A 26148-nucleotide genomic window follows, 5' to 3' on the forward strand; every position below is an offset into this window, starting at 1 on the left:
TGCAATGACCGATGAAATTGAAGAGCGTAAGGCACGTGCGTTTGACACAATGACTGGCGATACCATTTTTATCACTCAACGTGATGGTGCATTTTATGCCTACCAAAATGTCTGTCCACACCTACAAACTGAACTAGAATTTCTTGAAAATCAGTTTTTAGACCAAGACGGCGAATATATTCAATGCTCTACGCATGGTGCTTTGTTTGAAGTTGAAACAGGTGAATGTATTTCAGGACCATGTCTGGGTGATAAACTTGAAAAAGTAAATATTTCAGTCCATTCAGATGGTGGTATCTACATCGAGGACGAATAAGGTTGGAAACTGCCATGCTTGGATTCTTATTTGAACATGAATTAATGCCCTTTCACCTCAGTGTCTTGGCTTTAATTCTACTGAGTATGGCAGAAACTTTTGGCTACTATATCGGCTTACGGCCAAGTACCTTTCTGAAAAAAATTTCACCAGATTGGCTCATTGAGTCGCCCCTGTTACAAGTTAAATTTTCCAAAGTACTTATTTTCGTTTTTTTATTATTGAATTTTAGTTTTGCAGGCTATTTTTTACAGCTCTCTATCTTTGCAAGCAAACAAGTATTTGCCGCTTGGTATTATGTAGTTTTACCCGCATTGGTGATTGCAATCTTCTTTACCGTGTTTATGATTCATTGTTTGGATCAGGTGATAAAACCTAAAGTTACGTTGAATCAAGTTGACTTGCTTGGACGATTGGCTACAGTCTCTAGTGGTAATGCACGACCAGGGTTTTCAGCTCAAGCACGAGTCCGTGATGAAAATGGACAACTGCACTATATCCAAGTCGAACCAGAATTTGGTGAATTAGAATTTCAATCGCAAATTATCTTAATACGTTTTAGAAAATCACATTATATTGCCAAGAAAATTTCGATCTCAAATCATCTATTTAGTTCAGATCAGTACTAATTTACAACTTTTTCTTTCAACTCAACGTTCTTTTGTGCCACACATGGGCTCAATGACTGATTGTATTTTTAAACTTAGTTACTTCCATAAAACATAACACAATCGCCCCGCCTCCCCCGCTTTCTCTCAAGAGAAGAAGCAACTTTCAATCCCAATAGGATTCAATCCACATGATCATTTTTTGGTTTATGGAAAAGACCCATTGATTAACATATTTTAAATAACAATTAAATGAGTTTTAAAACCAACCATTTTAATCGGAATAATTTTTCATCAAACTTAATTCAAACCGATTTAGTTGGTTTAATAAAATCTAAACAATACTATTTTACTAGGTTTTATTTTTATTAATTACAAGTGTTTTAATCAACTTTAAAATGAATATAAATTAGTATATTTTTTAACATTACAAATTTTTAAGTTATTGTTTAATATCATCTTAATAATATATTTTTATTTTAACTGTTTTATCTATTTATTTCTTGTTGCGTTTTGTTTAATAATATAAGCATATTTAAATAATAGGCTTAACGCATGAGCTTAAAACCTAACGATTTAAACCGTCGGCTTGTCAGAGAAATTGCAGTCATATTAATAATTAAGATTGCCCTTTTAATGACGATCAAACATATCTGGTTTGATGCGCCGACTATTCCTAAAGATTTTGATAACCAAGTTGCTGAGCGTATTGCTGGCAGTCCTTCCCAAATCAAGGAGACACGTTGATGATTTCTGAAAGCGTGGTCGATCTTTCGCGGTTCCAATTTGCAATGACCGCGATGTATCACTTTATATTTGTACCACTTACTCTAGGTCTGGCTTTTATTCTTGCCATTATGGAAACCACTTATGTGATTTCTGGTAAAGAAATTTATAAAGACATGACCAAATTCTGGGGCAAACTTTTCGGTATTAACTTTGCTTTAGGTGTAACCACTGGTCTGACCATGGAATTCCAGTTCGGTACAAACTGGGCGTACTACTCTCACTATGTGGGTGATATTTTTGGTGCACCACTTGCCATTGAAGGATTGATGGCATTCTTTCTAGAATCAACTTTTATTGGTTTATTCTTCTTTGGCTGGGATCGCCTTTCAAAAGTTCAACATTTAAGTGTGACATGGTTAGTTGCGCTGGGTTCGAATTTATCCGCATTATGGATTTTAGTTGCCAATGGTTGGATGCAAAATCCTGTCGGTTCAGAATTTAATTTTGAAACCATGCGTATGGAACTTGTCGATTTTGGTGCTTTGATTTTTAACCCAGTAGCTCAAGTGAAATTTGTTCACACGGTGTCTGCTGGTTATGTCACTGGTGCAATCTTTGTTCTCGCCATTTCAAGTTATTACTTATTGAAAAAACGTGATTTACCATTTGCGCGTCGCTCTTTCGCCATCGCTGCAATCTTTGGTTTAGCGTCTACACTTTCAGTTATCTTATTGGGTGATGAATCTGGTTATGAGCTTGGTGATGTTCAAAAAACCAAGTTGGCTGCAATTGAGTCTGAGTGGGAAACACATCCAGCACCTGCGCCATTTACTTTATTTGGTATTCCAAATCAGGAAGAACAACGTACTGACTATGCCATAAAAATCCCGTATGCGATGGGTATTATTGCCACACGTTCACTCGATAAAGAAGTCACCGGGCTTAAAGATTTGATGGTTCAACATGAGGCACGTATCCGTAATGGTATGGTGGCATATAGCGAACTCGAAAAACTTCGTGCTGGTGACCGTTCGCCTGAACTGATGGCATCGTTCAAAGAAAACCAAAAAGATTTAGGTTATGGCTTACTTCTTAAAAAATATACTGAAAATGTAACAGATGCTTCTGAAGCACATATTCAAGCAGCAACAAAAGATACCATTCCAAATGTAACCGCATTATTCTTCTCTTTCCGTGCAATGGTCGCTTCTGGTTTCTTGATGCTACTTCTGTTTATTCTTGCAACATTTGCTGTGGCAAAACGTAATGCAGAAAATAAACCATGGTTACTTAAATTTGCATTGTTTGCACTGCCATTACCTTGGATTGCAGCACAAACAGGTTGGTATGTAGCAGAAGGTGGTCGTCAACCGTGGACTATTGGTGAAGTTTTACCTACACACCTCTCAGCATCAAGTTTAAGTACTGGCGATGTATGGGGATCAATCATTGCATTAGCCGCGTTCTATACAGTGTTATTGATTATCGAAATGTATTTAATGATCAAATTCTCACGCTTAGGACCAAGCTCTTTACATACAGGTAAATATCACTTCGAGAAACTTGAAGCTCAGCAAGCTCAAACTGGGGAGAATCAATCATGATCGAATATGAACTTCTCAAAATTATCTGGTGGGTTTTAGTCGGTGTTCTACTGATTGGTTTTGCCCTCACAGATGGTTTCGATATGGGCTCAATGGCACTGATGCCATTTGTAGGTAAAACTGATGATGAACGCCGTGCAGCAATCAATACCATTGCTCCGCATTGGGAAGGCAACCAAGTTTGGTTCGTGACTGCGGGTGGCGCACTATTTGCTGCTTGGCCTATGGTTTATGCAACGGCTTTCTCCGGTATGTATTGGGCGCTCTTGCTGGTCTTATTTGCACTCTTCCTTAGACCTGTTGGCTTTGACTATCGCTCTAAACTGCAAAATACCCAATGGCGTAATTCTTGGGATTGGGGCCTATGTATCGGTGGTGCTGTACCTGCGCTGGTTTTCGGTGTTGCATTTGGTAATATGTTCTTGGGCGTCCCGTTTACTTTAGATGAGACTGTACGTTCAACTTATACAGGTAGCTTCTTTGCCCTGCTTAATCCATTTGCATTGGTTTGCGGTATAGTAAGTTTGTCGATGCTGTGTGCACATGGTGGCGCATGGTTAATGCTGCGTACAGATGGTGTATTACGTCAACGTTCTGCTAAAGCAACACAATTGATGGGTATACTCTTCTTAGTTACCTTCTTGGGCGTGGGTGCTTGGTTATATTTTGGTGGCATCGAAGGGTATACTTTGGTACAACCATTTAATACCAATGCTGTTGCCAATCCGCTTGCGAAAGAAGTATTAACAACGGGTAATCATGGTTGGATGAATAACTATTCAATTTACCCAATCACCATGCTTGCACCTATTTCTGCAATCCTTGGCGCAATCCTGATTATCTTTGGTGCTGGTAAAAACAAAGCTGGCGTCAGCTTTACAGGTTCTACCTTAGCGGTGACGGGTTCAATTTTAACTGCTGGTTTTGCACTGTTCCCATTCTTAATGCCATCAAGCATTAACCCAACTGTAAGTTTAACTATGTGGGATGCGGTTTCAAGTAAGAATACATTGACAGTAATGACTGTGGTTGCTTCTATATTTGTGCCAATTATTTTAATCTATACCACATGGTGTTATTACAAAATGTGGGGCGTTATCACCAACAAACATGTTCAAGATAACTCACACAGCCTGTACTAAGGCTGTGTCTAAGCAAATAGGAGAATATTTATGTGGTATTTCGCTTGGATTCTTGGGATCTTGATGGCGTGTTTTGCAGGTGTTTTAAGCGCACTCTATATTGAACATCATCAAGATTTGGATGAGGAATAAACCATGACAGAGATCGCAATGACAACAAAACAAAGAAAGCCGAATAAGTTTGCAATGGCCATTTCGTTTTTGATGGCATTGCCTCTTGCTGCGGTATTGTTGATTCACCCTGGGGCAATGCTTGATGCCAATGGCCACTATAACCATAGTGCGCTGATGATGGTGATGATTGGTATTTCAGGTGGCTTTATACATGGGGTAGGATTTCTACCACAGTTTTGGTTATGGAAATGGTTATTTAGCCCCTATGTCGCATGGCCACTCATGCTGTGGGGCTATTACACTTGGTTCTTTAGCTAAGTCCAAAATTTGAAACAATAAAACCCTGATTTATTCAGGGTTTTATTTTAATTGGATGAAACGCAACTTGTGACACTCTTTCTCATTTCGATTAAATGCAAATCTACAACAGGTATGCCTACATTTGCACTTAAAGGATAATCCTCCACTACACCCGTTTGTACATAGCCACGGCGCTGATAATAAGCAATCAATTCATGACGTACACTTAAAACCCACATAACGAAATGCGTAAAATAGCAATGGTTGGATAAAACTTTTTCATGCACATACTGTTCAGCAAAATCTAGAACATATTTGCCAATACCTTGATTTTGTAATTGAGCTGCAATACAAAATGTGCCGATTTCGACATCATGTTGGGTAAAAGTCAGACCAATACATGCGACAAGTTGCTCATCCAATTCAGCAACAAATAACTGAAAATTATCCTGAGCCAATGCTTGTTCTAATTGCTTGGCATTGATTCGATCACCCGTGACAATCTCTGACTCACTCGTCCAACTACGACCATCTTGTTGTCGATAAGCAGAATTAATCAGATCAACTAAATTTGTAATGTCAGATATTCGTGCTGTTCTAAAATTAAGCTGATATTTTATCAAGTTTTATTTCTATCATTTTAAATGCTGAGCAAAGTACTTTATAAAATGAAAATGATAGATAGAAAAGCCTTATTCTCACTCAATTCCGTCTTACCCATAGAATAATTTATACTCATCAAGATGATGAAGATTGTATCAATCAAACCGTTTATGCTTTTTGCATTATTTAATCATATCTGGTGTGTCTATCGCGTGGCGACATGGATGTCGCCGTTGGGCGGGGGTATAGGATGTACCCCTCGCCAAACGAAAGATTTTTGTCACTTTTTATCTCTAAAAAGTGAGGCATTGCCTACACGAAGATATTTAAATTTTCAAAGAAAGATGTGGCAGTGCAAACTCCACAGAAATATAAATTAACTTTTATAAAATTGTATTATTCCGTTAAATACAAAAAAAAGACCACCGAAATGGTCTTTTACATATACTCAAAATTATTGCTCAGCTAACCAAGTCATAAACTTCTGACGTTCCGCCTTGCTTGCATTTTGCCAGATTTGAATCAATTGGCGATCTGCTGAATTGACATCACTCACGGTTTGAGTGGTCTTAGCAACTGAGGTTGTTGCTGGTGATTGGCTTGTCGTTGTTGCATATACAGCTGCGGGTTGATTTACTGGCGCTTTCTTACTTGAAGTTAAATCGATCACTTTGCCGAATAAACCAGAACCTAACCATGGCTTCGCTTCAGTATTTACACCAGTCTGTTGCACCACGAGACGGTTTTTATTGTCATAGATCGCAATCGTTGGTTGTTCTGCATATTTTTTTGCATCTTCAAAACGCTGAGGTGGATTGACTAAAGCAATTTTATAAGTTTGACCATCTTTTAAATCTGGCGCTGTCACTGTAACCACACCCGATTTTAAAATGTCATGTTCACCATTTAAATGTTCAAAATATTGTTGATAACGAACACTTACCGCAACTTGACCTGCATCGACTTTATATTCATTCTTTTTACGGATTAAACCTGAATTCACTTCTTGATCGTTCACCGCCAATACTACAATTTCTTCTGGCGCAGATAAGGTGACTGCTGCAAAAACTGATCCGCTTAGCATTAAAGCTAATGCAGCAACGCCGTATTTAAAAGCCATATTGCTCTACTCTTATGTCAAAAATATGTAAAATTTATTGCACTATGCAATGTCGTGATGACAGTTTTATGACAATGGCGATTTGTTCTGATTTTTATAATGAAACTATATTCATTTTACTTATCACATAATTTTATCATTTACTGGAAAAACCATTCATCTGCTTGTCCTGAACGCACATTTTAAATTTATTTTTTCTTATCTATAACTACAGCATTTGAATAGCACACATTCAAAATAAGCATAATTCTAAAAAACAAATTAACAGGATGTTCCCCATGAATAAGAAAACCATATCCAGATTTAAATCAATATTAACGAGATGTATCATCGGTATTACAACTGTTTTTGTCGTACCTTATGCCACACAAACAATGGCAGCAACCAGCTATGCCACTCAAGCGAGTCCTGCACAACTGTCAAAACTTGCCTACAATATGAATGCCAATATGGCACAACGCAACCTCAACACATCTGAAAAAAATCTGTATCAGCAACTTTACAACATTGCCAATAATCAAAGTTTTCTATACGACCCATCTATTACCTCCACTATCCAACAATATGAAAGTATACGTAGCAAAATTCGTCAACAATTTTCAACGGTCAAACAATTGGCGATAAATACTTATGGTAATCAATCACAACAAAAAATAGTGTTGGCGACCAATGCCTTTATTTTGATGTATTACGATGCACTCAGTCGTAATAACCCAAAATTTTTCTGGCCAAATCTGGGGATTTTTGTAGCCAATGATGTCCGTTCAACGTATGCATTAACCTTCTCATTGTCCAATGCTTTAGATCCGTTAAATGTCACCAATGGTCAAAGTGTCATTATTGCAGGGATGAATGTACCCACATTACAGTCCACTATTGCCCAAGCCAATAATGAGTTAATTAATGGACAAGCCAATGTGATGGCAGATATTGGCGGACTCAGTATCATGCATCAACACTATGATGCTTTGGTGTTAGCACAACAACTGACTGGCTATGGATCTACCCTGACACAAGCGTTTCAATTACAAAAAACCGCGGATGAAGAAGCACTTAGATCAGGTATTTATTCATCAAAATTTAAAAAACTGGCTACAAATGCAGCCATTAGCTTTGGCATTCATGAACAGGAGAAAATTTTACAACCGATGTGGGATAAGCCATTAATGCGTGATTTTGCTAAACTTAATGATTTTATGCTCTCGCTGAGTTTAGAGAACTTAGGCTTACGTGGTGATATTTTTGTGGGCATCAATAAATTTAAATTAATTTTCACCCCCTATCTAATTATACGCGCGCCATTCACTGCAACCAATCTGGCCAATGTACAACATCGTATTACGATTGCACGTAATGGTTTCAATGTGCTAAATGAATGGAAACAAAATATATTCTTTGCGCCATGGATACCCATCTATCAAGCAGAGATTGGTAGAGGAAATGGCTTATACCAACCTGTAGGTGCACGATAAAACATTAAACCCCACGATGCACAACATTACACTTTTTTCAAAGCGACTACATTTTGAGCACAGTTCTTGCTTGTTTAATGTTGTGTATATCGCACAATAAAAATACTCAACAAAAAATGAGGTGCAACATGATTTTTAAAGACCATATAGTCCGTGTTGAAAACATTAAAACGATGCAAATGCTGGATAAAGCGAAGTTAGATCATCAGGTTATTGCGATGTTTATGACTTGTGAAGGCATTCCTTTAAAAACCAGTGAAGTGACTGCGCTTTTAAAACAATATGAAATGCTAGGACAGCACAAAGTTCCAGCTAAAAAAGCCAAGGCATTGCTTCAAGCTAAAATGGAGCATTTTGAGGATTCTGAATTACCGTGCCCTGCTGCTTATTAAGGGTAGGTGTTAGGATTATTGTTTAAATCACCTTTTATCGGTAAATAGAATCATTAAATACGTTCTATTTACCGTATTTAAATCATATAAACTGCTAAACCATACAAGCTTCATTTCCCCAAAGCCCCACATTGTTACTTTTGCAAAGGGATTACGAATATTTGCTTTTCAAAATGATAATGTAAACCAGTCTGCGCTATTTTATCCTGCAAGACTTCTGAATGGTCAATATATTTTAACGCAACGAGACGCCCCATATAACGGTTCTCAATCGGATCAATTTGAATATTTTAAGTGCTTTGAACAAGAAAATACCATAACGGTATTCTACGTACAGACCAGATGGAAAGATTAAAAAATAATGCCATTCCGAAACATCTAAACTTTCACTCAACTGGATTCGATCGTTGAGATTTAGTCTTCGAATATCATTGAATAATCATACAATGGGTTCAATCATCATCGAATTGTATATTTTATAAAACATTCATTTTAAGCAATCAGCTTTCATCTATATAGATGTGTATAATGAAAAGTCCTTAATAATTTATATATTTATCTATATGCTTCAAATTCTGCAAAAACAGCTGGATGAAAGTACATTTTGCCCGCTTTGTCAGGCAAGTATGTATTATGTTGAAGCTGAAGAATTTGAGAAAGAAGTCAGTTTTCACCAATGTAGCCATTGCAATCATCAAGTTTTTCAAAACAATCAACGCAACTGTCATTGTGAAACATGCCAAAGCAAACGGCGTAAACTGATTAAAGAAACTCGCTTGCAAGAAACCCGTAAGCTAAAGAAAAAAGATAATTTTGAATTAGGTTTAGACCAGCTCAGTTTTTTACATAAATTATTTTTACTGAGTATTTTAGACAATCAGGTACATGAAAATACCAACCATCAAGAATTTATTGATTGGGAAGTGATTAAATATCACCCAATTACCCCCAATTACTATTTCCAAAGTCAACTTCTCAATCAACTGATTAAAGACAATGTATTTGTTGCTAAAGATTTTAGTGATGATGCACACCAATACTATATCAATGTCCGTTTAGATGGTTATTCCGAACCGAGTATGTTTAGTATCGCAACACAACTACGCCATTGGTTCTATGAAAATCTAAGCCAAGGTATCCCATTTAAAACATCCGAAGAAGTCAAAAATGCGCTCTATGTTGTGCTGTATCAAGAAATTGTACAGTTTACCCAACATTATTGCCGCACGTGGGGTATCCAGATTTCGGGCAATAAAAACTTCCAAATCTTCTGTTATCACCTACTCGACACATTAGCCGTTGGGCAAATTTTCTATCTCATTCAAACTGCGCTTGAATATTTATATCAAAAAAAGGCGCTACAAGTTCGTAACGAAAACTTTATTAATACCAATATTCTCAAAAAAACAGTGCAACAATATCGAGAACGCGCAATTGCAGAAAAATGGGAAACATCAACCCTACCACGTCCACCGAATATTCCATTAAGTAGGATGAGTGAAATACTGTTTTATCGGTTTTTAGGCTACGATGAAGGTATCTTCTTTCAACCTGTGTGGAAATCTTGGAAAAAGATTGAACCACGCTTAAATTTCTACTCGCAAAAGCGCTGTATGTATTGTGGCTCAAACGAATTAACGGTTGAGTATGACGCACAAAATTATGTGACATTATTTTGTCGCAGTTGCAAACACCAAGACCACTACTTTACTCAGTAAGGAGCATTTATGAATCATCCTGAAAATATTACACATTCTCAAACGGATCAACTTCATACCCACACTGATGTCATTTTACAAAAAGTTGTGGATGCTTGGACTGAGTTGCAAACTCAACAGCCCTTAGTCCAGTGCATCACCAACAGTGTTGCAGCAAATTATGCCGCCAACGTCTTATTGGCTGCTGGGGCTTCCCCTGCAATGATTGATAACCCATTTGAGGCTGAAAGCTTTGCTTCTATTGCTGCGGCATTAAGTATCAATGTAGGAACACCGACCTCTGAACAAATGCAGGCCATGCAAATTTCAGCACAAACTGTAGCAAGTAAAAATACACCGTGGGTTCTCGACCCTGTTGGTTATGGTGCATTTCTCAAATGGCGCAGTGAAATGGTCGATCAATTAGTTTTGCTTAAACCGACTATTATTCGCGGTAATGCCTCAGAGATCAGTGCACTTGCAGGCAATCAAGTTGAATCCAAAGGTGTAGACAGTACTGTGTCAAGCAATGAAGTGTATTTACAGGCTTTAGCACTTTTAACTCATACCGAATGTGTGGCAATTTCTGGTGAATCTGACTTTATTCTCTCTAAAGAATTGAATAGCGTGATTCAGGTCAATGGCGGAAGCTTTTTACAACCTAAAGTCACAGCAACTGGATGCGCTTTAGGCGCTTTAATTGCTGCGTATAGTGCAGTCACAACAGCCACAATCGCAGCAGTCTCTGCACATATCCATTTTGCGATTGCAGGAAAATTGGCTTTTGAAAAAGCCCAAGCTGTTGGAAGCTTTAATGTCGCATTTTTAGATGAAATATATCAAATGAGTGCAGATAAAATTTGGCAATATGCAGATATAGAAGTCTTAAGTCTTTAGACTAAACAGATAAACTTGCTTTTTAGCATTAAAATTAAGCTTAAACCTCTGGAATCACTTATGTCATTACAAGAAGAAGAAAAATTGTTTTGGGACGCAATAGACCAGTCGAACCATAACAAAGATGCTCACTGGTCTGACTATGATATTGACCAACATTTACAAGATCTTGTGCAATATTTATCTCAGTTGGATAAACAACAACTGATTATTTTTGAAAAAACACTCCAGCTCAAACTCTCACAACTCTATAGTGCTGAAATCGCAGAACTCTCGACAATTCTAGAATCTGATTTTACTGAAAAAGATGGTATTTTCAACTTCGATGCTTATCTATCAGATGATGGTTTTATTTATTTTAGATGTTGGTTAATCCTTAAAGGCAAGGAATTCTTTGATGACATACAAGAAGATGTTCAAAACTTTGTTAGCGGAAAATATAGTTTTGATATAGGCGACACTTGGGCTGAAGGTCTACTTTATGTTGCTGATGAGGCGTATAACGTCCATCATGAAAATGAAGAAGAGTCTGAGATTCGTGATGCGGTATATCTACAACATCCAGAACATCACTATGATTTTGCCGCAGGCGAGATTGAAAGAGATTTACTCAATGGTATTGAGTTACAAGCGCGATATCCAAAACTGGTTAAAGCAATATGCGAACTCAGAAGTGAATAAGTAAAAGATTGGGGCTTATTTTTTAAGCCCCAAGCTGATTATTTTTGCACAAAAACTTTTTTATAAATTTCTCGTGGCATTTCAGCAAACTCTACACAGAGCTGAATTTCTAAACCCTGTGCAGAATAATCTTCAAATGACTGTAAAAATTGCGATAAATTTTCAGTCATTAAGTCTTTTTGTGGTTCAGTGCGACCACTTAAACCTTGTAAACGTACGAAAATAAATGCCTGATTACTCTGCTCGCCACGTTCATCCCCAAAGCCAATCAAATAATCCGAAACTGATTGAATACGGGATTTAATATCATGTGCTTCACTCACCAAGCCTGTATCAAACAATGCATGATTTAAACCCAACATCAATTTCTTTTTGTCTAAATTCTGAATATTGTCAGAATAATCAATAAACATTTGTGGCATCGTATTAACCATTTGAAAGTACTGGATATTGGTCAGAATTATAGCATTAACATGCAAAAAAACTGTAAAATTAACGCTAAATTAGCATTTTAGCGCTTAGATTTATGAGAACTGTAAAAGAAAAAGCAAGTCGTAGAGGTGTTATTTTTTTAGCTTACTTTTAGCTCTACAAATTTACTTCCAAATACTAAATTTTCTAAATGATAAGGAGTTTGAGATAAATCAAATACTAATCTATATTTCGTTGATTTTAATCTGTAAATATTACTTTAAGTTTGAATCTTTTTTAAAAACAAGACATTGGGCTTAAGTTAGCATCTTAATTATTTCAAACATTTTTTTTACACTACATTGATTATATTTTTCAGCTGTATCAATATTCCACAAGCTAAAACCGTTCTCTCTTGCTGATTTTAGTTTTAGCATTTGTGGCATATATCCCATAAATGAATCTTAGCTAATTCATATTACGAAGTACTTGCATAATTAAGATTATACCGATTTTAGAGACTCTACATAAATATAGAGTCTCCTTAATTTAAATTCTGGCATGTGTGCCATACTTATCGATCATAATTGAACTCGCTTCATTTAAACCACGTACTGTGACGTTGATTCCATTCTTACGAAATTTGCTTACAACAGAATCCAACATCGCAACAGATGTGACATCCCAAATATGGGAGTGAGTCAAATCAATAATGACGTCTGAAATTTTCTCATTGAAGTCAAAACTTTGCATAAATTTTTCAGAAGAGCTAAAGAAAATCTGACCGCTTAAATCATATAAACGTGCTGATCCTTCAAAAGCAGACTTCACCTGAATATCATCTTCTAATTTAATGGCAAGAAATAGCGCTGAAAGCAAAACGCCACAGAGTACACCTAATGCGAGGTTATGAGTAGCCACGACCACTATGACGGTCACGATCATCACAACATTACTACTTTTAGGATTTGCTTTAAAGTTAGTTAGAGAACGCCATTCAAAGGTACTAATAGAGACCATAATCATTACAGCAACCAATGCAGCCATTGGAATCACTTTGAGCCAGTCATTAATAAACACAACAAGAATAAGAAGAAAAATACCCGCTGAGAATGTTGATAAGCGAGAAAAACCGCCTGATTTCACATTAATCATAGATTGACCGATCATTGCGCAACCCGCCATTCCTCCCATAAAACCAGATGCAATATTCGCGATCCCTTGCCCTTTACATTCCTGATATTTATCACTTGGTGTATCAGTCATTTCATCCACGATCGTCGCTGTCATCATAGATTCAAGTAAGCCAACTGCCGCTAATGCGAATGAATACGGCAAGATAATCTTCAATGTTTCAACATTCAAAGGGATGTCTGGAAGTAAAAATATTGGAAGCGTATCAGGTAAAGCCCCCATATCCCCAACTGTTCGCACATCAATTCCAAGACTCATTGCCAATATCGTAATTGCAATAATACACACAAGCGGTGAAGGCAGTATTTTTCCTAATTTTGGAATGAGCGGAAATAAATAAATGATTACCAAACCTAATGCAACCAAAGCATAAACATGCCAAGTCACATTCACAAATTCAGGCAACTGAGCCATAAAAATTAAGATAGCTAAAGCATTCACAAAGCCAATCACTACAGATTTAGAAACAAACCGCATTAACTTCGCTAACTTCAAATAGCCTGCAAATATTTGAATCACACCCGTTAAAATTGTTGCAGCAAGTAAATATTCAAGGCCATGCTCTTTTACTAAACTGACCATAAGCAATGCCATAGCGCCTGTTGCTGCTGAAATCATTGCTGGACGTCCCCCAACAAACGAAATCACGACGGCGATACAAAATGATGCATATAAACCCACTTTTGGATCTACACCAGCAATAATTGAAAAAGCGATAGCTTCAGGGATGAGTGCAAGCCCTACAACAAGTCCAGCAAGCACATCCCCACGGATGTTAGAGAACCATTGTTCTCGGATATTAGATAACATAAATAGCGCCTATTTTTTTGATTTTTTGATAGGCTAGTGATGTGATATACGACACACAAACGACTACACCACATCACTAGACAGTGATGAGTTATTTACAGATTAGAAGAGGTAAATAAACTTAAGGTGGCGTAAGTGTCATAAAAAAGCGCTGGTTTTGAAAGAAGTTAAAGTGCGAGTATAGCATCCAAATTTACTACACAGCTATACGATGCTGAAATTCACTTTAATTTTAGAATAAGAATAACCATGAGATGAAACATTTCTGGACTAGTGCGCTTTATGGTTCTTTATCTCATTCAAAGCACAACATCAATTGTATTCTATTGATAGACCTTAACAAAATCATCAATAAGCATCTGTGTTAATACATACTTTTTAACTTAAAACGATTGAATTATAAGATCTGAGATGCAACAGTAGCATTGATCACCAATTCTAGATTTTCAAAATCATCAAATTGCTCAAACTCAAAATCGATCTTGATTTTCGCAATCACTTTTAGATATCCGTCACGACTTTCAATAAATGCCAATTGGTATAAATCGACAGGATTATGGATACTTTTAATGGTAAAACACCCATTAAATGCATCACATTCATTTTCATCAAAAACCAACGTCAACCCAAGCAAATCTTTTAAAAAATGGAGATGGTAGCTCCAACCCTTCAAAAGAAATATTTGAATCTATCAATTCATGTGCATAATAAAATGGGCACAACTGAAAGCAGAGATTATAACTATTAGAATATTTGCATTTAGACAAAATAGCTAAACGTGGACTTAATAACTTTTTCTCAAATTTAGCCATTAATTCATCACTAAAAACATCTATCACTCAACAAATAACAGTGCCAAACGTACCTGATCATAGCCCATTTTTGGACTGGTTAAATCAACGATTGGACGTAACTTAATTGCACCATCATCATTAAAATGACTTGGATCTTGGCGTTTTTTCAATTTTTTATAGATTACACGGATTTTTTCTACAACTTCTTCACCAGGATTTGCAATCGAGATATCCAAACCTTGCTCTCGATGTAAACGAGCCAAATGATTGATAATCGTCGCAGGAGTTAATCCACGTTCAACCGCAATATCCTGAATCTCATAACCACTTTCAAACAATTCACGCGTTTCATCAAGTGTTGCCGAGGCATAATTGGTTTTACCACTATTACGCGCTAATTTCTTCTCATTACGTTCAATTTCAGTGGTATTTAACGTGCCACCACAATGACGAATAAAGGCATTGTGCTGTGTGGTTAAATCTGAATCTGCATAATGCACTTCGGCTTCATTGGATAACTCTTGAAAACGGCGATCTGCTTTAATTGCAAGACTATCCAGTTCCAATGCCTGATCATTAAAACCTAACAATCTTAAACCCTGAATCGATTTAAGCCGGGATAAAGCCACATAACCCTGACCTTTTTCAAAGGTATGGCTTAAATTGATTTCCGCAGCTTCCAAGGTCATCCCTTGTGATTTATGAATAGTAATCGCCCAAGCTAATCGTAATGGCACTTGTTGTAGACTGGCGATGGTTTTACCACCTTCATTGTCAACAGACCACGTTTCTGGCGCAACCAATAAGGTTGTACCATCGGTCATTTTGACTTTAGGCAACATTCCTAGTTCATCGTCTTCTTCAAAACCAATAACTTCACCTAAACTACCGTTGATATAGCCCATATCGAAGTTATTTTTAACGAACATAACTTTGGCATGCTTTTTAAGCGTCAACTCATCAGGTGCACGTACAGAAGATTTCAATGTTTCGATCAGCTTTTCATTACCATCTGTCACCGCTACAAATTGATGATCATCCCCTTCAATCGCATTGAGATGCTGAAAGTTGATGCTATCCACGTCCATATTGTGGGTATATAAACGCGTGTAGGTATCACCAATGTCTTGATTACGGGTATCTTGTAGCGCTTGAATATGCTGTGGCTGAATATTCTGGGCACGAATTGCATTGAGTACGTCATTCAATGCCGAATCATCTTGACGATGCTGTTCCGTCAGGTAGCAAACACGGAATTTTGCTTCAACCCAAGCGGTTGACATAAAACAAAATTTATCTCGATTTAGTTCGCTATTTTTTCCTACAGGCGGCAGCTGAAAAAAGTCACCGGCCGCAATCACTTGAATACCACCGAAAGCATCATCAGATTCTTTAAAATATTTTAAAACTTGATTGACTAAATTAAGCTGTTTGGCATGTAACATTGAGATTTCATCAATGATCAAGACTTGGGCATTTTCTAAATGCTCTTTTAAGTATTTACGCTCTTTCATACGCTTTAAGTCATCATCAGTCAGCGTATCTTTAATCCCAATGCCTGCCCAAGTATGAATCGTCATACCATTCATATGTGTTGCTGCAATCCCTGTAGATGCTGTAATTGCAACTGGGACTTTGCGTGCTTTTAAATAATTGATGTACTGATTAAGCGTATAGGTTTTTCCTGCACCAGCAGATCCAGTCAAAAAGACATTTTCACCCGCTTTCATAAGTTTGAGTGCAGTTTCTTGTTTCATAACAGCCTTGAATTACCTAAACAGGATGGGACGGCTATAGCCTAACGATTTTTGCATAAAAAGTTAAGCCAAATGCATCATGAAAAGTGAATTAAAGCCAAGTCGCTCACTCAAAAATGATCTGCGTCAAACTATAAGTTTCCCAATTCTTCATTGGGTTGAATACTGCTTTTCCATTTTAAATGCTGATTTACATCTTCAATAAAAGCTTGAGCTTTCAATATGTAAAACTCATCAGGAATATGATTATTGGGTAAACGCAATTGATCAAAGACCAAACGTCCTAATTTATAATAACAACCCAAAGTCATTTCCTGAGTCGCATCATCAACTTTCGATACATGAAATGCTACATATTCACGATCTGCGATCCGTGCACAATAGGACAATGCCAAACAGTGTTTAAACACCAACGACTCTTGAATAATTCGTTTTAGGCTATTCAGTTCTTCATAGCACCACTCTTCAAAATAAATCTTTTGCATTGGTGCAACGCGATCCCAAGCCTCTACATCTATTTTTTCTTTAAGTGTCGATAAAGTATCAACAAAATAATGATGTTGATGCCAACGCTGTGCTTGCTGATATAGACCAGACCAAGTGACATTTCGCTCAATATCGTGATGATCATTAAATAAATGCATCACATAGTCCAAAACAAAACTGTCGTAAATACTATGGTTGGATGCACGGCCGATCTGCATATGTTTCAGTTTTTTACGAAAATCATCGACTGTTATATTGTGCTTTTGCAATTGAATAAAAAATTCTGCATGTTGTTGTCGTTGCGGATCAATAAATTTAATCAGTTGCTTGGGCAAACCCTGAGCAATATGTTGTACAAACAGCATAAATGCTTGAACAATACGATTTATCTTAAAGTATATTTTTTTATACATCTGCGGTTGATCCGCCAACATCAGCGCAGCGAAATCTAGCCATTCTTCGATATATAAATAAGAATTAGAAATCGTTTTCTTATTCGATTTATTTTCAATCTCTGTTTTTAAAAAACTATAACGATTGTTGTTTGGGTGATTTTGCCATTCATTTGTAATTGCAAAGGAATGACATTCAATTAAAAATAGCCGTGCTGCAATATTTTTAAAATACTTTAAAACACTTACAGTGACTTCAGGACAAATCTTTGAAGTATCAATCAGACTTAATGCAGTGATGGTAATCCTGACATTAGGGTCCTGCATATGTCGACTAATCCAATCATTGACCTGTTGATCTTGTTTATATAGCCAGTTTGCCGTGCGCTTAAGGCTACAAATTGGAAGTTGTGGAACTTGATCCTGTTCCCAATATTCAGCATCTTTTTGTAAAAAGTGCTGCTTGCTCAATAAATCCTGATATTGCCAAAAGCCCCGTTTCATATATTTTGCATAAGCAAGCATTTGCGGTTGTTCTTGCGCATGTACAGCCAGTAATTGATAACTTGCAAAATACTGACTGAGTTCGTGTAAGCGTAATGATTCTGGGTGGAAAATCTTTAAAATACGCAAATAATGCGCTGGAATAAACTGATCTAAAGAAAAAATGGCCTGTTGAAATTTGGGTACCAATGACTGAATCGGTAAAAACTCTTGACCCAATACAGAATTAATCAGCACTAAATGCTTAATGTTAATTTCAACACTTAAAGGAATCGCTTTACCATATTTGGCAAAATCAGAAACATAGGGATAATCAAAATATTCATAGTGCAGCAAAATTTGATCAATACGCTCTGCATCTGCTTCACTAATATTATATAAATACTGCTCTACCCGATTTTCACCATCCACCCACTCGAAAACCTGCTCAATCAGCGTTTGGCGGATGATTTGGGCTTTGGTCTTTAAATCAGTTGGATGTATCTCATGATATTTTGTTGTATAAAAATAAATATTTTCTGAGAAATATTGAACAAAACGATTGATATTGATTTTATTTTCTAAACAACGCGGTAACTTTTCAAAATTTAAATCAAAAATTAAACCCTTTTCTTCATCAAAGTAGATATTGAGTAACTGATTTGCCAGACTGAATTTATGCTGCTGTGGATCAAACTGGAAAAAGTTGTGCGCAGTAATCTCGGACAAATAGTCAAATTGATCAAGATAAATCTTATTTAAATTTGCTGAAACCTGAAGTAATTCTTGAGCAGCAAGCTGGTGTCTATGTGGCAGCTGCTCCTGAACTGTCTGCACCATATTTGCCTCAATCCATCTCTTACATATATTGAATTTATTAGGGTCTGTTGACACTTCTTCTATGTTTGCGACAACGAGTTTTTTTAGACGATTCGAGGCACGAAATACGAAATTTAGTCAGCTAAATGAGTAGTTCGTAACGACGTAGCGACAAAAAAACTCTAGTCCCGAAGGGTTGTGGTTAAAATTATCTCAGTCTGTGTTATGAAACTCGAAAATAGTCTCGCTATTCTCTTCGTTTCATGCCTTGCCTGCTCAATTTTAGCCTACAACGCAAGCCATTTATGAAATGTTAACAGACCCTATTGTAGGCGAACAATTTTACAAAACAAATTGAATTCAATTATCTTTTGCAAAAGTTTGTTTAAACTGAGCAGTGATCGTGTAACGGGCTTTTATCTTTATTGATTATGCTTTACCTAGTTTTTATTCCTTATAGTCAAACCACCTAATTATTTATACATGTGACTTCTATCAAGCAACTGATCATAAATGAAGCTTATGTTTTTATATGAACTTTGAGTAACAATTGGTTATCAATTCATTTTTGTACTTTTGAATCATAGATGGTAATCCTATCGTGGGGCGACATGGATGTCGCCGTTGGGCGGGGGTAAAGGACGTACCCCTCGCCAAACATGAGCAAAAACAAAGCATAGCTTTGTTTGCAGCGCAAGGTTTGGAATCCCTTACGAAAAGTGAGGCATCGCCTACGCAAAGTTATTTAAACTTTGAATGTAAGGTGTGGCATTGCAGTTTTTTTATAATCAAACAATTTTTCCAGAAAATTAATTCAATTAAATTTTTATAAAAAAAAATCCCCTTACTTTTCAATAAAACTAAGGGGGGATCTCTATCGCAACACATTTGAAATTTTCACTAAAATTTAAAATAAATGCATTGCAGGCTTAATTAAGAATGTACAGGCTTTGCCCCCATACGCTCTTCAATCAAGTCATAACACCATTGGAAAATAAAGGTATACACCAAAATACAGGTGGTCATTCCGAAATCCAATAAAATTGCTTGCCACAAAGACATATCCATTGCGTAAGCAACCATTGGAATCGTGGCTAACATTAAACCACCCTCAAAACCAATAGCATGTAAAATACGAACACCAATGGTACGTTTAAGTTTTCTCTTACGTTCAAATTGTTCAAAGAAATGGTTAAACACCATATTCCAAACCACTGAAGTCACGGCCATCGCAACACCTAATACACCGGTAACTTCCATTGGTACTTCAAAAATAAAACTTAATGCAATCGCTATGATCACCAACAGGATGACTTCATAGCTTAATGCATGAATAACCCTTCTTTTGGAAATCATCATTTAAAACTACTCTTTCTTGATTCGATGGATGCATTATATTTTTATAATATTGATCAATCGAGTCAGGTTCTTTCAATTTTATTGAAAGGTTGCGTGAATTGGGGTAAATTTAATGACTGAAAAACTAAACATAATGGTGCCCAGCGCATGAATATTAACCAAGAACAACTCACCATCTTTAAAACGGTGATGGAAACAGGTTCATTTTCAGCAGCAGCCCGACAGCTTGGTAAAGTCCCCTCCGCTGTCAGTATGTCTATCGCCAACTTGGAAATAGACTTAAATCTAAAACTCTTTAACCGTGTCGGTCGTGAACCAATACCCACACCTCAAGCTCAACGCTTATATGAAAAAACTGAACAACTACTGGTAGAAATGAACCAGTGGAAACAACAAGCCATTGCACTTAGCGAAGGCTTGGAATCCTCATTAAATATCGTGGTGGTTTCAGAATTACTGCATACAGACTGGGCTGAATACATTGCACTGCTGGGAGAGCATTTTCCAACTTTAGAAATTAATATCTTCTCAGCACCACAAGAAGATGCGCTGAAAATGCTGATGAATCAGACGGCACAACTGGCATTGATGTTTGAACGTGAAATACTTGAAAGTCGTGAGCAATTTGTTGAATTTAAAAAAGAAGCCTTGGTTCCTGTTTCAGCTATTCACCATCCATTGTCTGCACATAAACAAGTTACTTTTGAACAAATCCTACAGTCCAGACAAATTGTCGTGGCAAGCCGTGATCGAACCATTAAACCCGAACTGCTCTATTCTAAAAACTATTGGCGTACAGACAATCACCACTCAGCATGTGCCTTAATTTTAAAAGAACTTGGTTGGGGTGTGCTTCCCTTAGAAATGTTTAATGAAAATCCTGAGCTCAAACATAAGTTAAAAATCTTAGATTTGCTCGATTTCACACCAAAATTTGAATATTTTGTCGACTTAGTCTGGAGTCGTGAGAGCAATTTAGGCTCAGCTGCTCGTTTTTTGATTAATCACATACGAAATCAAAGAATTCATACAAAATAATAGGCCTTTCAGTACATTTTGCTGTTTTGCTCAAATCGCATTGTGTTATAAATAAATCACAAATAATTTAACTAAGAAATAATCGGTAATGACACAATCTGCATTAGATCAATTAAAACGCTTAACCACTATCGTTGCTGATACAGGTGATTTAAACGCAATTCAACAATTTCGCCCTTTGGATGCAACGACGAACCCTTCACTCATTACAGCAGCAGCACAACAGCCTGAAAGTCGTGAGCTGATTGAAGATGCCTATGCTCAAGCAAAAAAAGAAGGTTATGAATTAGATGCGCTCGTCGAACGCACCATCGATATTCTCACCGTCAAACTCGGTGTCGAAATTTTAAATATTGTAGAAGGTCGTGTTTCAACAGAAGTGGATGCAGCCCTTTCCTATAATACCGAAGAAACCATTGCCAAGGCTAAAGAGCTACTTGCATTGTATAAAGAATATGGGATCGACCAAGACCGTATTCTGATCAAGATCGCTTCTACATGGGAAGGTATTCAAGCTGCGAAAGTACTTGAATCAGAAGGTATTCATTGTAACTTAACCCTGCTTTTTGGTTTACACCAAGCCAAAGCCTGTGCAGATGCCAATGTTACTTTGATTTCTCCATTTGTCGGTCGTATTTTAGATTGGTTTAAAAAAGCTGAAAATGTAGAAAGCTATCCAATTGAGAAAGATCCAGGCGTATTGTCTGTTAAACAAATTTATCATTACTACAAACAGCATCAAATTAAAACTGAAGTGATGGGTGCTAGCTTCCGTAGCATTGACCAAGTTTTAGGTTTAGCTGGTTGTGATCTTTTAACCGTTGCACCAGGTCTGCTTGAAAAATTGAACAATGATCAACGTCATGTTGTTTCTCAACTCAGCTTAGACACTGAACTGACTGCTCAAGAACATCAAGAGATTTCTAAAGCTGAATTTAAACAACAATTGGAAGCTGATTTAATGGCATTCCAATTATTGCAAAGCGGGATTGACGGTTTTATCAAAGCGCGTGAACAACTTGCATTATTATTGCGTCAATCTTTTGGTCTAGATGCTGATTTTATTGACTAATCTATGCATTTAGAATGATTTATATAAATCTAAATTGTAGATGCGCTTTTGGTTAAAATTGCACTAAAATCGCTCACACTCTAAAGCCGAGTTTGTTATCATAAACGCTCGGCTTTTTTATTTCGCTTTTCTTATACAGTGAGAATGTTGTGTTTGGTATTACCGATATTGTGACATATATACTAGGGACTATTTTTATCGTCATTTTACCCGGTCCTAACTCATTGTATGTCATGTCAATTGCCTCTCGATTTGGAATTAAAACGGGCTATATCGGTGCTTTAGGCGTATTTACAGGGGATTTAATCCTGATTCTCTGCACTGTTTTAGGTGCTGCCTCTCTACTACATGCCTTTCCTTGGTTATTTATCATTCTCAAAGTTGTAGGTGCAAGCTATCTGTCTTACCTCGGTATTCGTTTGTTGATCGCAAGTATCAAAACTTGGCAGAGCAAACCACAAACGCTGCAAACAAATACATCGAATACTCCAAATACTGAACAATTCCACCCTTTTCGAACAGCGCTCACCATTAGCTTACTCAACCCAAAAGCAATTTTATTTTATCTCTCGTTCTTTGTTCAGTTTGTCGATCCTGATTACCCTTACCCTGCTTTAAGTTTTGCGGCACTTTCAGTGATTCTGCAAATCATCAGTATGAGTTATTTGACGATCTTGATCTTCTCAGGCGTTAAACTCGCCACTTTTTTCAATACACGCTACAAAATTGCTGCAGGTTGTGTTGCTTGTGTAGGCTTACTGTTCTGTGCTTTTGGAATAAAGCTTGCCGTTTCAACGATGTAAGCTGATTTAGCTCAATAAATCTCCCGATTAAAAGCATTCTTTTTTGGATCGTGATTTTGGATAAACTGCGCTTTCTATTCAAGGTAATATCTAATCTTTATTAATGGGTAATCTATAGTCAACCTGTCAAAAAACTCAGACACAATAATACAACTTTTTTTCAATTAATATTTTCAATCAAATCAATTGCATGAAAAAAATGTTTGATTATAAAAAGCTTGCAATGCCACACCTTACATTCAACGTTTAAATACCTTTGCGTAGGCGATGCCTCACTTTTCGTAAGGGTTGCCAAACCTTGCGCTGCAAACAAAGCAGTGCTTTGTTTTTGCTCATGGGCGAGGGGTACATCCTATACCCCCGCCCAACGGCGACATCCATGTCGGCCCACGATAGGATCACCAACTATGATTCAAAAGTACCAAAAATGAATTGATGCAAATCACTTATATGAATAATTAGGTGGTTTGACTATACATTGTTTTCAACTAAAACAGTTCTAGATTAAAAAAGCCAAATTCTCCCAAAATGAGAATTTATTCAATTTTATTTTTGCTTTTGCTATTTAATTCCAATTAACCCTATAAGCTTTAAAATGATCCATGTATGATGGTTGCATTTTCAACCATTCAATCAAATTTAAAAGCAAGGGATCATGCAAAAGTTACTCCAAGACTTCTCTATACCTGCTGTATTTGCAGGTTTCATTACCTTCTTAATTGGTATCAGTGTTTCGGCTGTACTCGTCATACAAGCAGCTCAATTACTTGGCGCAAACCCTGAACAAATTACCTCTTGGTTTTGGGCACTCGGTTTAGGTATAGGTCTTTCAGGATTAATTCTTTCTTGGAAATTCAAATATCCTGTTGCCACCTCATGGTCAACCGCTGCACTTGCACTCATCATTGCCACTGCCAGCGGCTACTCACTCTATGAAGCCATTGGTGCTTTCTTGGTGAGTGGTTTACTGACTGCCACACTAGGCTTTTTAGGCATATTTGAAAAAATTATTTCGTATATTCCTCAGAGTTTGACCAGTGCCATGCTGGCTGGCGTATTACTCAAGTTTGGTATTGCTCTATTTGCCAGTATGCAAAATGACTGGGCATTTATTCTCAGCCTTTTGGCGGTTTATATCATCACTAAACGGCTATGGGCACGTTATTGTATTGTGATTACCGTGATCGCTGGAATCATCATTTGTCCATTTTTTATGGAGTTTCATGTTCCAACCTTACAATGGGGATTGGCGAAACCAGTATGGATGACACCTGAGTTCACATGGTCTGCAATTCTCGGATTGGCACTGCCTTTATTTGTAATCAATATGGCATCTCAGTATTTACCGGGGATTGCGATGATTAAAAGTTATGGCTATAAACCCCATGTTAACCAACTTATCGGTTGGACGGGTACAGCGCAGACTTTGCTTGCACCATTTGGCTGTTATACCGTGAATATTGCCGCAATCAGTGCTGCTGTCAGTCTGGATGACCAAGTTCACCCAGACCCTGCGAAGCGCTATATTGCTGGCATGAGCTGTGGCTTCTTTTATATTTTAATGGGGCTATTTGCGGCAACACTGACAAGTCTATTGATGTCTTTTCCGCATCTTTTTATTGTGGCATTAGCGGGGATCGCCTTGTTTGGTACGATTAGTCATAATATTGCGATTGCTTTTCATGAAGTCAAAGACCGCGAAGCTGCACTGCTCACCTTCTTATTCAGTGCATCAGGTGTTCAGTTTTTTGGGATTGGTTCCGCTTTTTGGGGGCTACTATTTGGCTTCGCTGTTTCGTTTATTTTAAACTTTAAACTTAAAAAATAGCATTCTGATCAATAAGATGAATGGAGGCTCATTCATCTTATTTTAAATTTTCAATCGTCGAATCAAAGCAAATCGAAAAGCGATAGACAAAAAAAAGCTTACCCTAGGATGGGTAAGCTAGAAAGCTTGAAACAACAATAGAAACTACAGCGAGAATCTGGAAGCTATCTTAGCGATTGGTTAATATTTAAACCAATACTTAAAAACACTTATTGGATATTTCTTAAACGAAAATACCCCCTAAAATATTCACATTTCCAGTAAATAAAGTGAGAAAAATCTCATTTTAAAAGATGAAAAAACAATAAGTCGCTGATCATAATTCATTCATTAGACCAAAGTCTAAAGATTAAATTTCAGGGTAGCTACCAGTGCCTTCAGGCCAAGGAGTAAGCAACTCAAATCCTGTATCTGTGACAGCAACCATATGTTCCCATTGTGCTGACAGTGACTTATCCGCAGTAACCACAGTCCAGCCATCTTTCAACTCTTTGACACTGGATTTCCCCGCATTAATCATCGGTTCAATGGTAAAAACCATACCCTTTTTAAGCACTAAGCCCTGTCCGGGTTGACCATAATGTAAGACGTTAGGTTGCTCATGATAAATTTTACCAATCCCATGACCACAATATTCACGAACGATCGTATAACCTTCACGTTGCCCAACTTGTTGGATTGCATGACCAATATCCCCGAGTGTTGCACCGGGTTTGACCATATGAATCCCAGCCACCATTGCCTCATAAGTCGTTTCAACCAGTTTTTTCGCTTCAGGTTTCACTGTACCCACATAATACATACGGCTGGTATCACCAAAATAACCATCTTTGATAATCGCAACATCGATATTGATAATATCGCCATCATTTAAAACCTTGTGTTTTGATGGGATACCGTGACAGACCACTTCATTTGGAGAAATACAGGTGGTTTTGGTATAACCATAATATCCAATATTTGCAGGGATCACTTTTAGCGTATTGACAATAAAATCATTGCAAATATCGTCTAAATACTCAGTCGTCACACCCGGCTTCACATATTCACCAATCATTGCTAAAACTTGAGCAGCTAAACGCCCCGACACTCTTAATTTTTCAAGGTCTTGTTCGGTTTTAATGGTGACTGTAGAAGCTTTCATTGGATCTGTCCGCAAAAGTGAAAAAATATTATATGCCTTTTCAATACGTTTAGGGCAATTTACCGCCTATCATATTCAATAAA

At 37.1% G+C, this 26148-nt stretch carries 26 protein-coding genes; 16 read left to right on the forward strand and 10 right to left on the reverse strand.

The genetic code is table 11. The features are described 5' to 3' along the window. The first annotated feature begins 4 nt into the window (after positions 1 to 4). From AS4_RS12195 to AS4_RS12225, 7 genes are all read left to right on the forward strand, one after another. Positions 5 to 316: a Rieske (2Fe-2S) protein gene (locus tag AS4_RS12195; protein ID WP_162242519.1), complete on the forward strand. Its 312-nt coding sequence runs from the start codon at positions 5 to 7 to the stop codon at positions 314 to 316. Positions 317 to 330: 14 nt separating this feature from the next. Beyond that, entirely contained in the window at positions 331 to 945 is a 615-nt protein-coding gene (locus tag AS4_RS12200) for an OB-fold-containig protein (protein WP_004822174.1), read from the forward strand. A gap of 534 nt (positions 946 to 1479) precedes the next feature. After that, positions 1480 to 1671 (forward strand): cytochrome oxidase putative small subunit CydP, encoded by a 192-nt coding sequence (gene cydP, locus AS4_RS12205; RefSeq protein WP_004719678.1) that lies wholly within the window; start codon positions 1480 to 1482, stop codon positions 1669 to 1671. After that, the gene (locus AS4_RS12210) at positions 1671 to 3257 is read left to right on the forward strand and encodes a cytochrome ubiquinol oxidase subunit I (protein WP_004719676.1); all 1587 of its coding nucleotides are present in this window, start codon (positions 1671 to 1673) and stop codon (positions 3255 to 3257) included. Before cydP ends, AS4_RS12210 begins: the two co-directional genes overlap by 1 nt. Continuing rightward, entirely contained in the window at positions 3254 to 4399 is a 1146-nt protein-coding gene (gene cydB / locus AS4_RS12215) for a cytochrome d ubiquinol oxidase subunit II (RefSeq protein WP_004719675.1), read from the forward strand. The genes AS4_RS12210 and cydB overlap by 4 nt, the downstream gene beginning before the upstream one ends. Before the next feature lie 30 nt (positions 4400 to 4429). Beyond that, a complete protein-coding gene (gene cydX, locus AS4_RS12220; protein WP_002120988.1) occupies positions 4430 to 4531 on the forward strand; it encodes a cytochrome bd-I oxidase subunit CydX in 102 nt (33 codons plus the stop codon). A 3-nt stretch (positions 4532 to 4534) separates the two neighbouring features. Next, positions 4535 to 4831, forward strand: a complete 297-nt coding sequence (locus AS4_RS12225; protein WP_004719673.1) for a cyd operon YbgE family protein — start codon at positions 4535 to 4537, stop codon at positions 4829 to 4831. Positions 4832 to 4878: 47 nt separating this feature from the next. On the opposite strand, the gene AS4_RS12230 is transcribed toward AS4_RS12225, so the two are convergent. Both AS4_RS12230 and AS4_RS12240 read right to left on the reverse strand, forming a co-directional pair. After that, complete coding sequence (locus AS4_RS12230; protein WP_406565198.1) at positions 4879 to 5433, reverse strand: GNAT family N-acetyltransferase; 555 nt, start codon at positions 5431 to 5433, stop codon at positions 4879 to 4881. Between the two features lie 437 nt (positions 5434 to 5870). Then, on the reverse strand, positions 5871 to 6536 hold the full coding sequence (locus tag AS4_RS12240; protein WP_096734329.1) for a YccT family protein: 666 nt from the start codon (positions 6534 to 6536) through the stop codon (positions 5871 to 5873). Between the two features lie 278 nt (positions 6537 to 6814). Here AS4_RS12240 and AS4_RS12245 point away from each other — a divergent pair, with 278 nt between their 5' ends. Together AS4_RS12245 and AS4_RS12250 are read left to right on the forward strand one after the other, a co-directional pair. Continuing rightward, positions 6815 to 8008, forward strand: coding sequence for a hypothetical protein (locus tag AS4_RS12245; RefSeq protein WP_096734330.1), 1194 nt, complete (start codon positions 6815 to 6817; stop codon positions 8006 to 8008). A gap of 128 nt (positions 8009 to 8136) precedes the next feature. Further along, the gene (locus AS4_RS12250; protein WP_004719666.1) at positions 8137 to 8400 is read left to right on the forward strand and encodes a hypothetical protein; all 264 of its coding nucleotides are present in this window, start codon (positions 8137 to 8139) and stop codon (positions 8398 to 8400) included. Between the two features lie 134 nt (positions 8401 to 8534). Here AS4_RS12250 and AS4_RS22155 read toward each other — a convergent pair whose 3' ends face one another. Beyond that, positions 8535 to 8657 (reverse strand): hypothetical protein, encoded by a 123-nt coding sequence (locus AS4_RS22155; protein ID WP_319922693.1) that lies wholly within the window; start codon positions 8655 to 8657, stop codon positions 8535 to 8537. Positions 8658 to 8963: 306 nt separating this feature from the next. Between AS4_RS22155 and AS4_RS12260 the strand changes: the two genes are divergently transcribed. The 3 genes from AS4_RS12260 to AS4_RS12270 are packed head-to-tail and all read left to right on the forward strand — an operon-like array spanning position 8964 to position 11675. Continuing rightward, positions 8964 to 10118 carry a hypothetical protein gene (locus AS4_RS12260; RefSeq protein ID WP_004719663.1) on the forward strand — a complete coding sequence of 385 codons (1155 nt, stop codon included), beginning with the start codon at positions 8964 to 8966 and terminating at the stop codon, positions 10116 to 10118. Positions 10119 to 10127: 9 nt separating this feature from the next. Further along, the gene (gene thiM, locus AS4_RS12265; protein WP_096734331.1) at positions 10128 to 10994 is read left to right on the forward strand and encodes a hydroxyethylthiazole kinase; all 867 of its coding nucleotides are present in this window, start codon (positions 10128 to 10130) and stop codon (positions 10992 to 10994) included. Between the two features lie 60 nt (positions 10995 to 11054). After that, positions 11055 to 11675, forward strand: a complete 621-nt coding sequence (locus AS4_RS12270) for a DUF4240 domain-containing protein (RefSeq protein WP_096734332.1) — start codon at positions 11055 to 11057, stop codon at positions 11673 to 11675. Positions 11676 to 11713: 38 nt separating this feature from the next. Here the strand turns inward: AS4_RS12270 and AS4_RS12275 are convergent, their stop codons facing one another. The 6 genes from AS4_RS12275 to aceI form a co-directional block, all read right to left on the reverse strand. Next, positions 11714 to 12097 carry a 5-carboxymethyl-2-hydroxymuconate Delta-isomerase gene (locus tag AS4_RS12275; RefSeq protein ID WP_096734333.1) on the reverse strand — a complete coding sequence of 128 codons (384 nt, stop codon included), beginning with the start codon at positions 12095 to 12097 and terminating at the stop codon, positions 11714 to 11716. A gap of 538 nt (positions 12098 to 12635) precedes the next feature. Next, complete coding sequence (locus AS4_RS12280) at positions 12636 to 14090, reverse strand: SulP family inorganic anion transporter (protein WP_096734334.1); 1455 nt, start codon at positions 14088 to 14090, stop codon at positions 12636 to 12638. A 397-nt stretch (positions 14091 to 14487) separates the two neighbouring features. Then, positions 14488 to 14709 (reverse strand): hypothetical protein, encoded by a 222-nt coding sequence (locus AS4_RS12285; protein ID WP_016539244.1) that lies wholly within the window; start codon positions 14707 to 14709, stop codon positions 14488 to 14490. A 216-nt stretch (positions 14710 to 14925) separates the two neighbouring features. After that, positions 14926 to 16641, reverse strand: coding sequence for an AAA family ATPase (locus AS4_RS12290; RefSeq protein WP_004822190.1), 1716 nt, complete (start codon positions 16639 to 16641; stop codon positions 14926 to 14928). Between the two features lie 131 nt (positions 16642 to 16772). Continuing rightward, on the reverse strand, positions 16773 to 18842 hold the full coding sequence (locus tag AS4_RS12295) for a hypothetical protein (protein ID WP_096734335.1): 2070 nt from the start codon (positions 18840 to 18842) through the stop codon (positions 16773 to 16775). Positions 18843 to 19754: 912 nt separating this feature from the next. After that, positions 19755 to 20180: a chlorhexidine efflux PACE transporter AceI gene (aceI, locus tag AS4_RS12305; RefSeq protein ID WP_004822192.1), complete on the reverse strand. Its 426-nt coding sequence runs from the start codon at positions 20178 to 20180 to the stop codon at positions 19755 to 19757. Between the two features lie 147 nt (positions 20181 to 20327). Between aceI and aceR the strand changes: the two genes are divergently transcribed. The 4 genes from aceR (at position 20328) to AS4_RS12325 (ending at position 24921) form a co-directional block, all read left to right on the forward strand. Further along, positions 20328 to 21218 carry an HTH-type transcriptional regulator AceR gene (gene aceR / locus AS4_RS12310; RefSeq protein ID WP_034618362.1) on the forward strand — a complete coding sequence of 297 codons (891 nt, stop codon included), beginning with the start codon at positions 20328 to 20330 and terminating at the stop codon, positions 21216 to 21218. Between the two features lie 88 nt (positions 21219 to 21306). After that, the gene (tal, locus tag AS4_RS12315) at positions 21307 to 22290 is read left to right on the forward strand and encodes a transaldolase (protein ID WP_096734337.1); all 984 of its coding nucleotides are present in this window, start codon (positions 21307 to 21309) and stop codon (positions 22288 to 22290) included. Positions 22291 to 22439: 149 nt separating this feature from the next. Continuing rightward, positions 22440 to 23093 (forward strand): leucine efflux protein LeuE, encoded by a 654-nt coding sequence (leuE, locus tag AS4_RS12320; RefSeq protein ID WP_096734338.1) that lies wholly within the window; start codon positions 22440 to 22442, stop codon positions 23091 to 23093. Positions 23094 to 23748: 655 nt separating this feature from the next. Next, a complete protein-coding gene (locus AS4_RS12325) occupies positions 23749 to 24921 on the forward strand; it encodes a benzoate/H(+) symporter BenE family transporter (protein ID WP_096734339.1) in 1173 nt (390 codons plus the stop codon). Between the two features lie 349 nt (positions 24922 to 25270). Here the strand turns inward: AS4_RS12325 and map are convergent, their stop codons facing one another. After that, on the reverse strand, positions 25271 to 26065 hold the full coding sequence (gene map, locus AS4_RS12330; RefSeq protein ID WP_096734340.1) for a type I methionyl aminopeptidase: 795 nt from the start codon (positions 26063 to 26065) through the stop codon (positions 25271 to 25273). Between the last annotated feature and the right edge of the window lie 83 nt (positions 26066 to 26148).

The sequence above is a fragment of the Acinetobacter guillouiae genome (genome assembly GCF_002370525.2).
Classification (GTDB): Bacteria; Pseudomonadota; Gammaproteobacteria; order Pseudomonadales; family Moraxellaceae; genus Acinetobacter; species Acinetobacter guillouiae.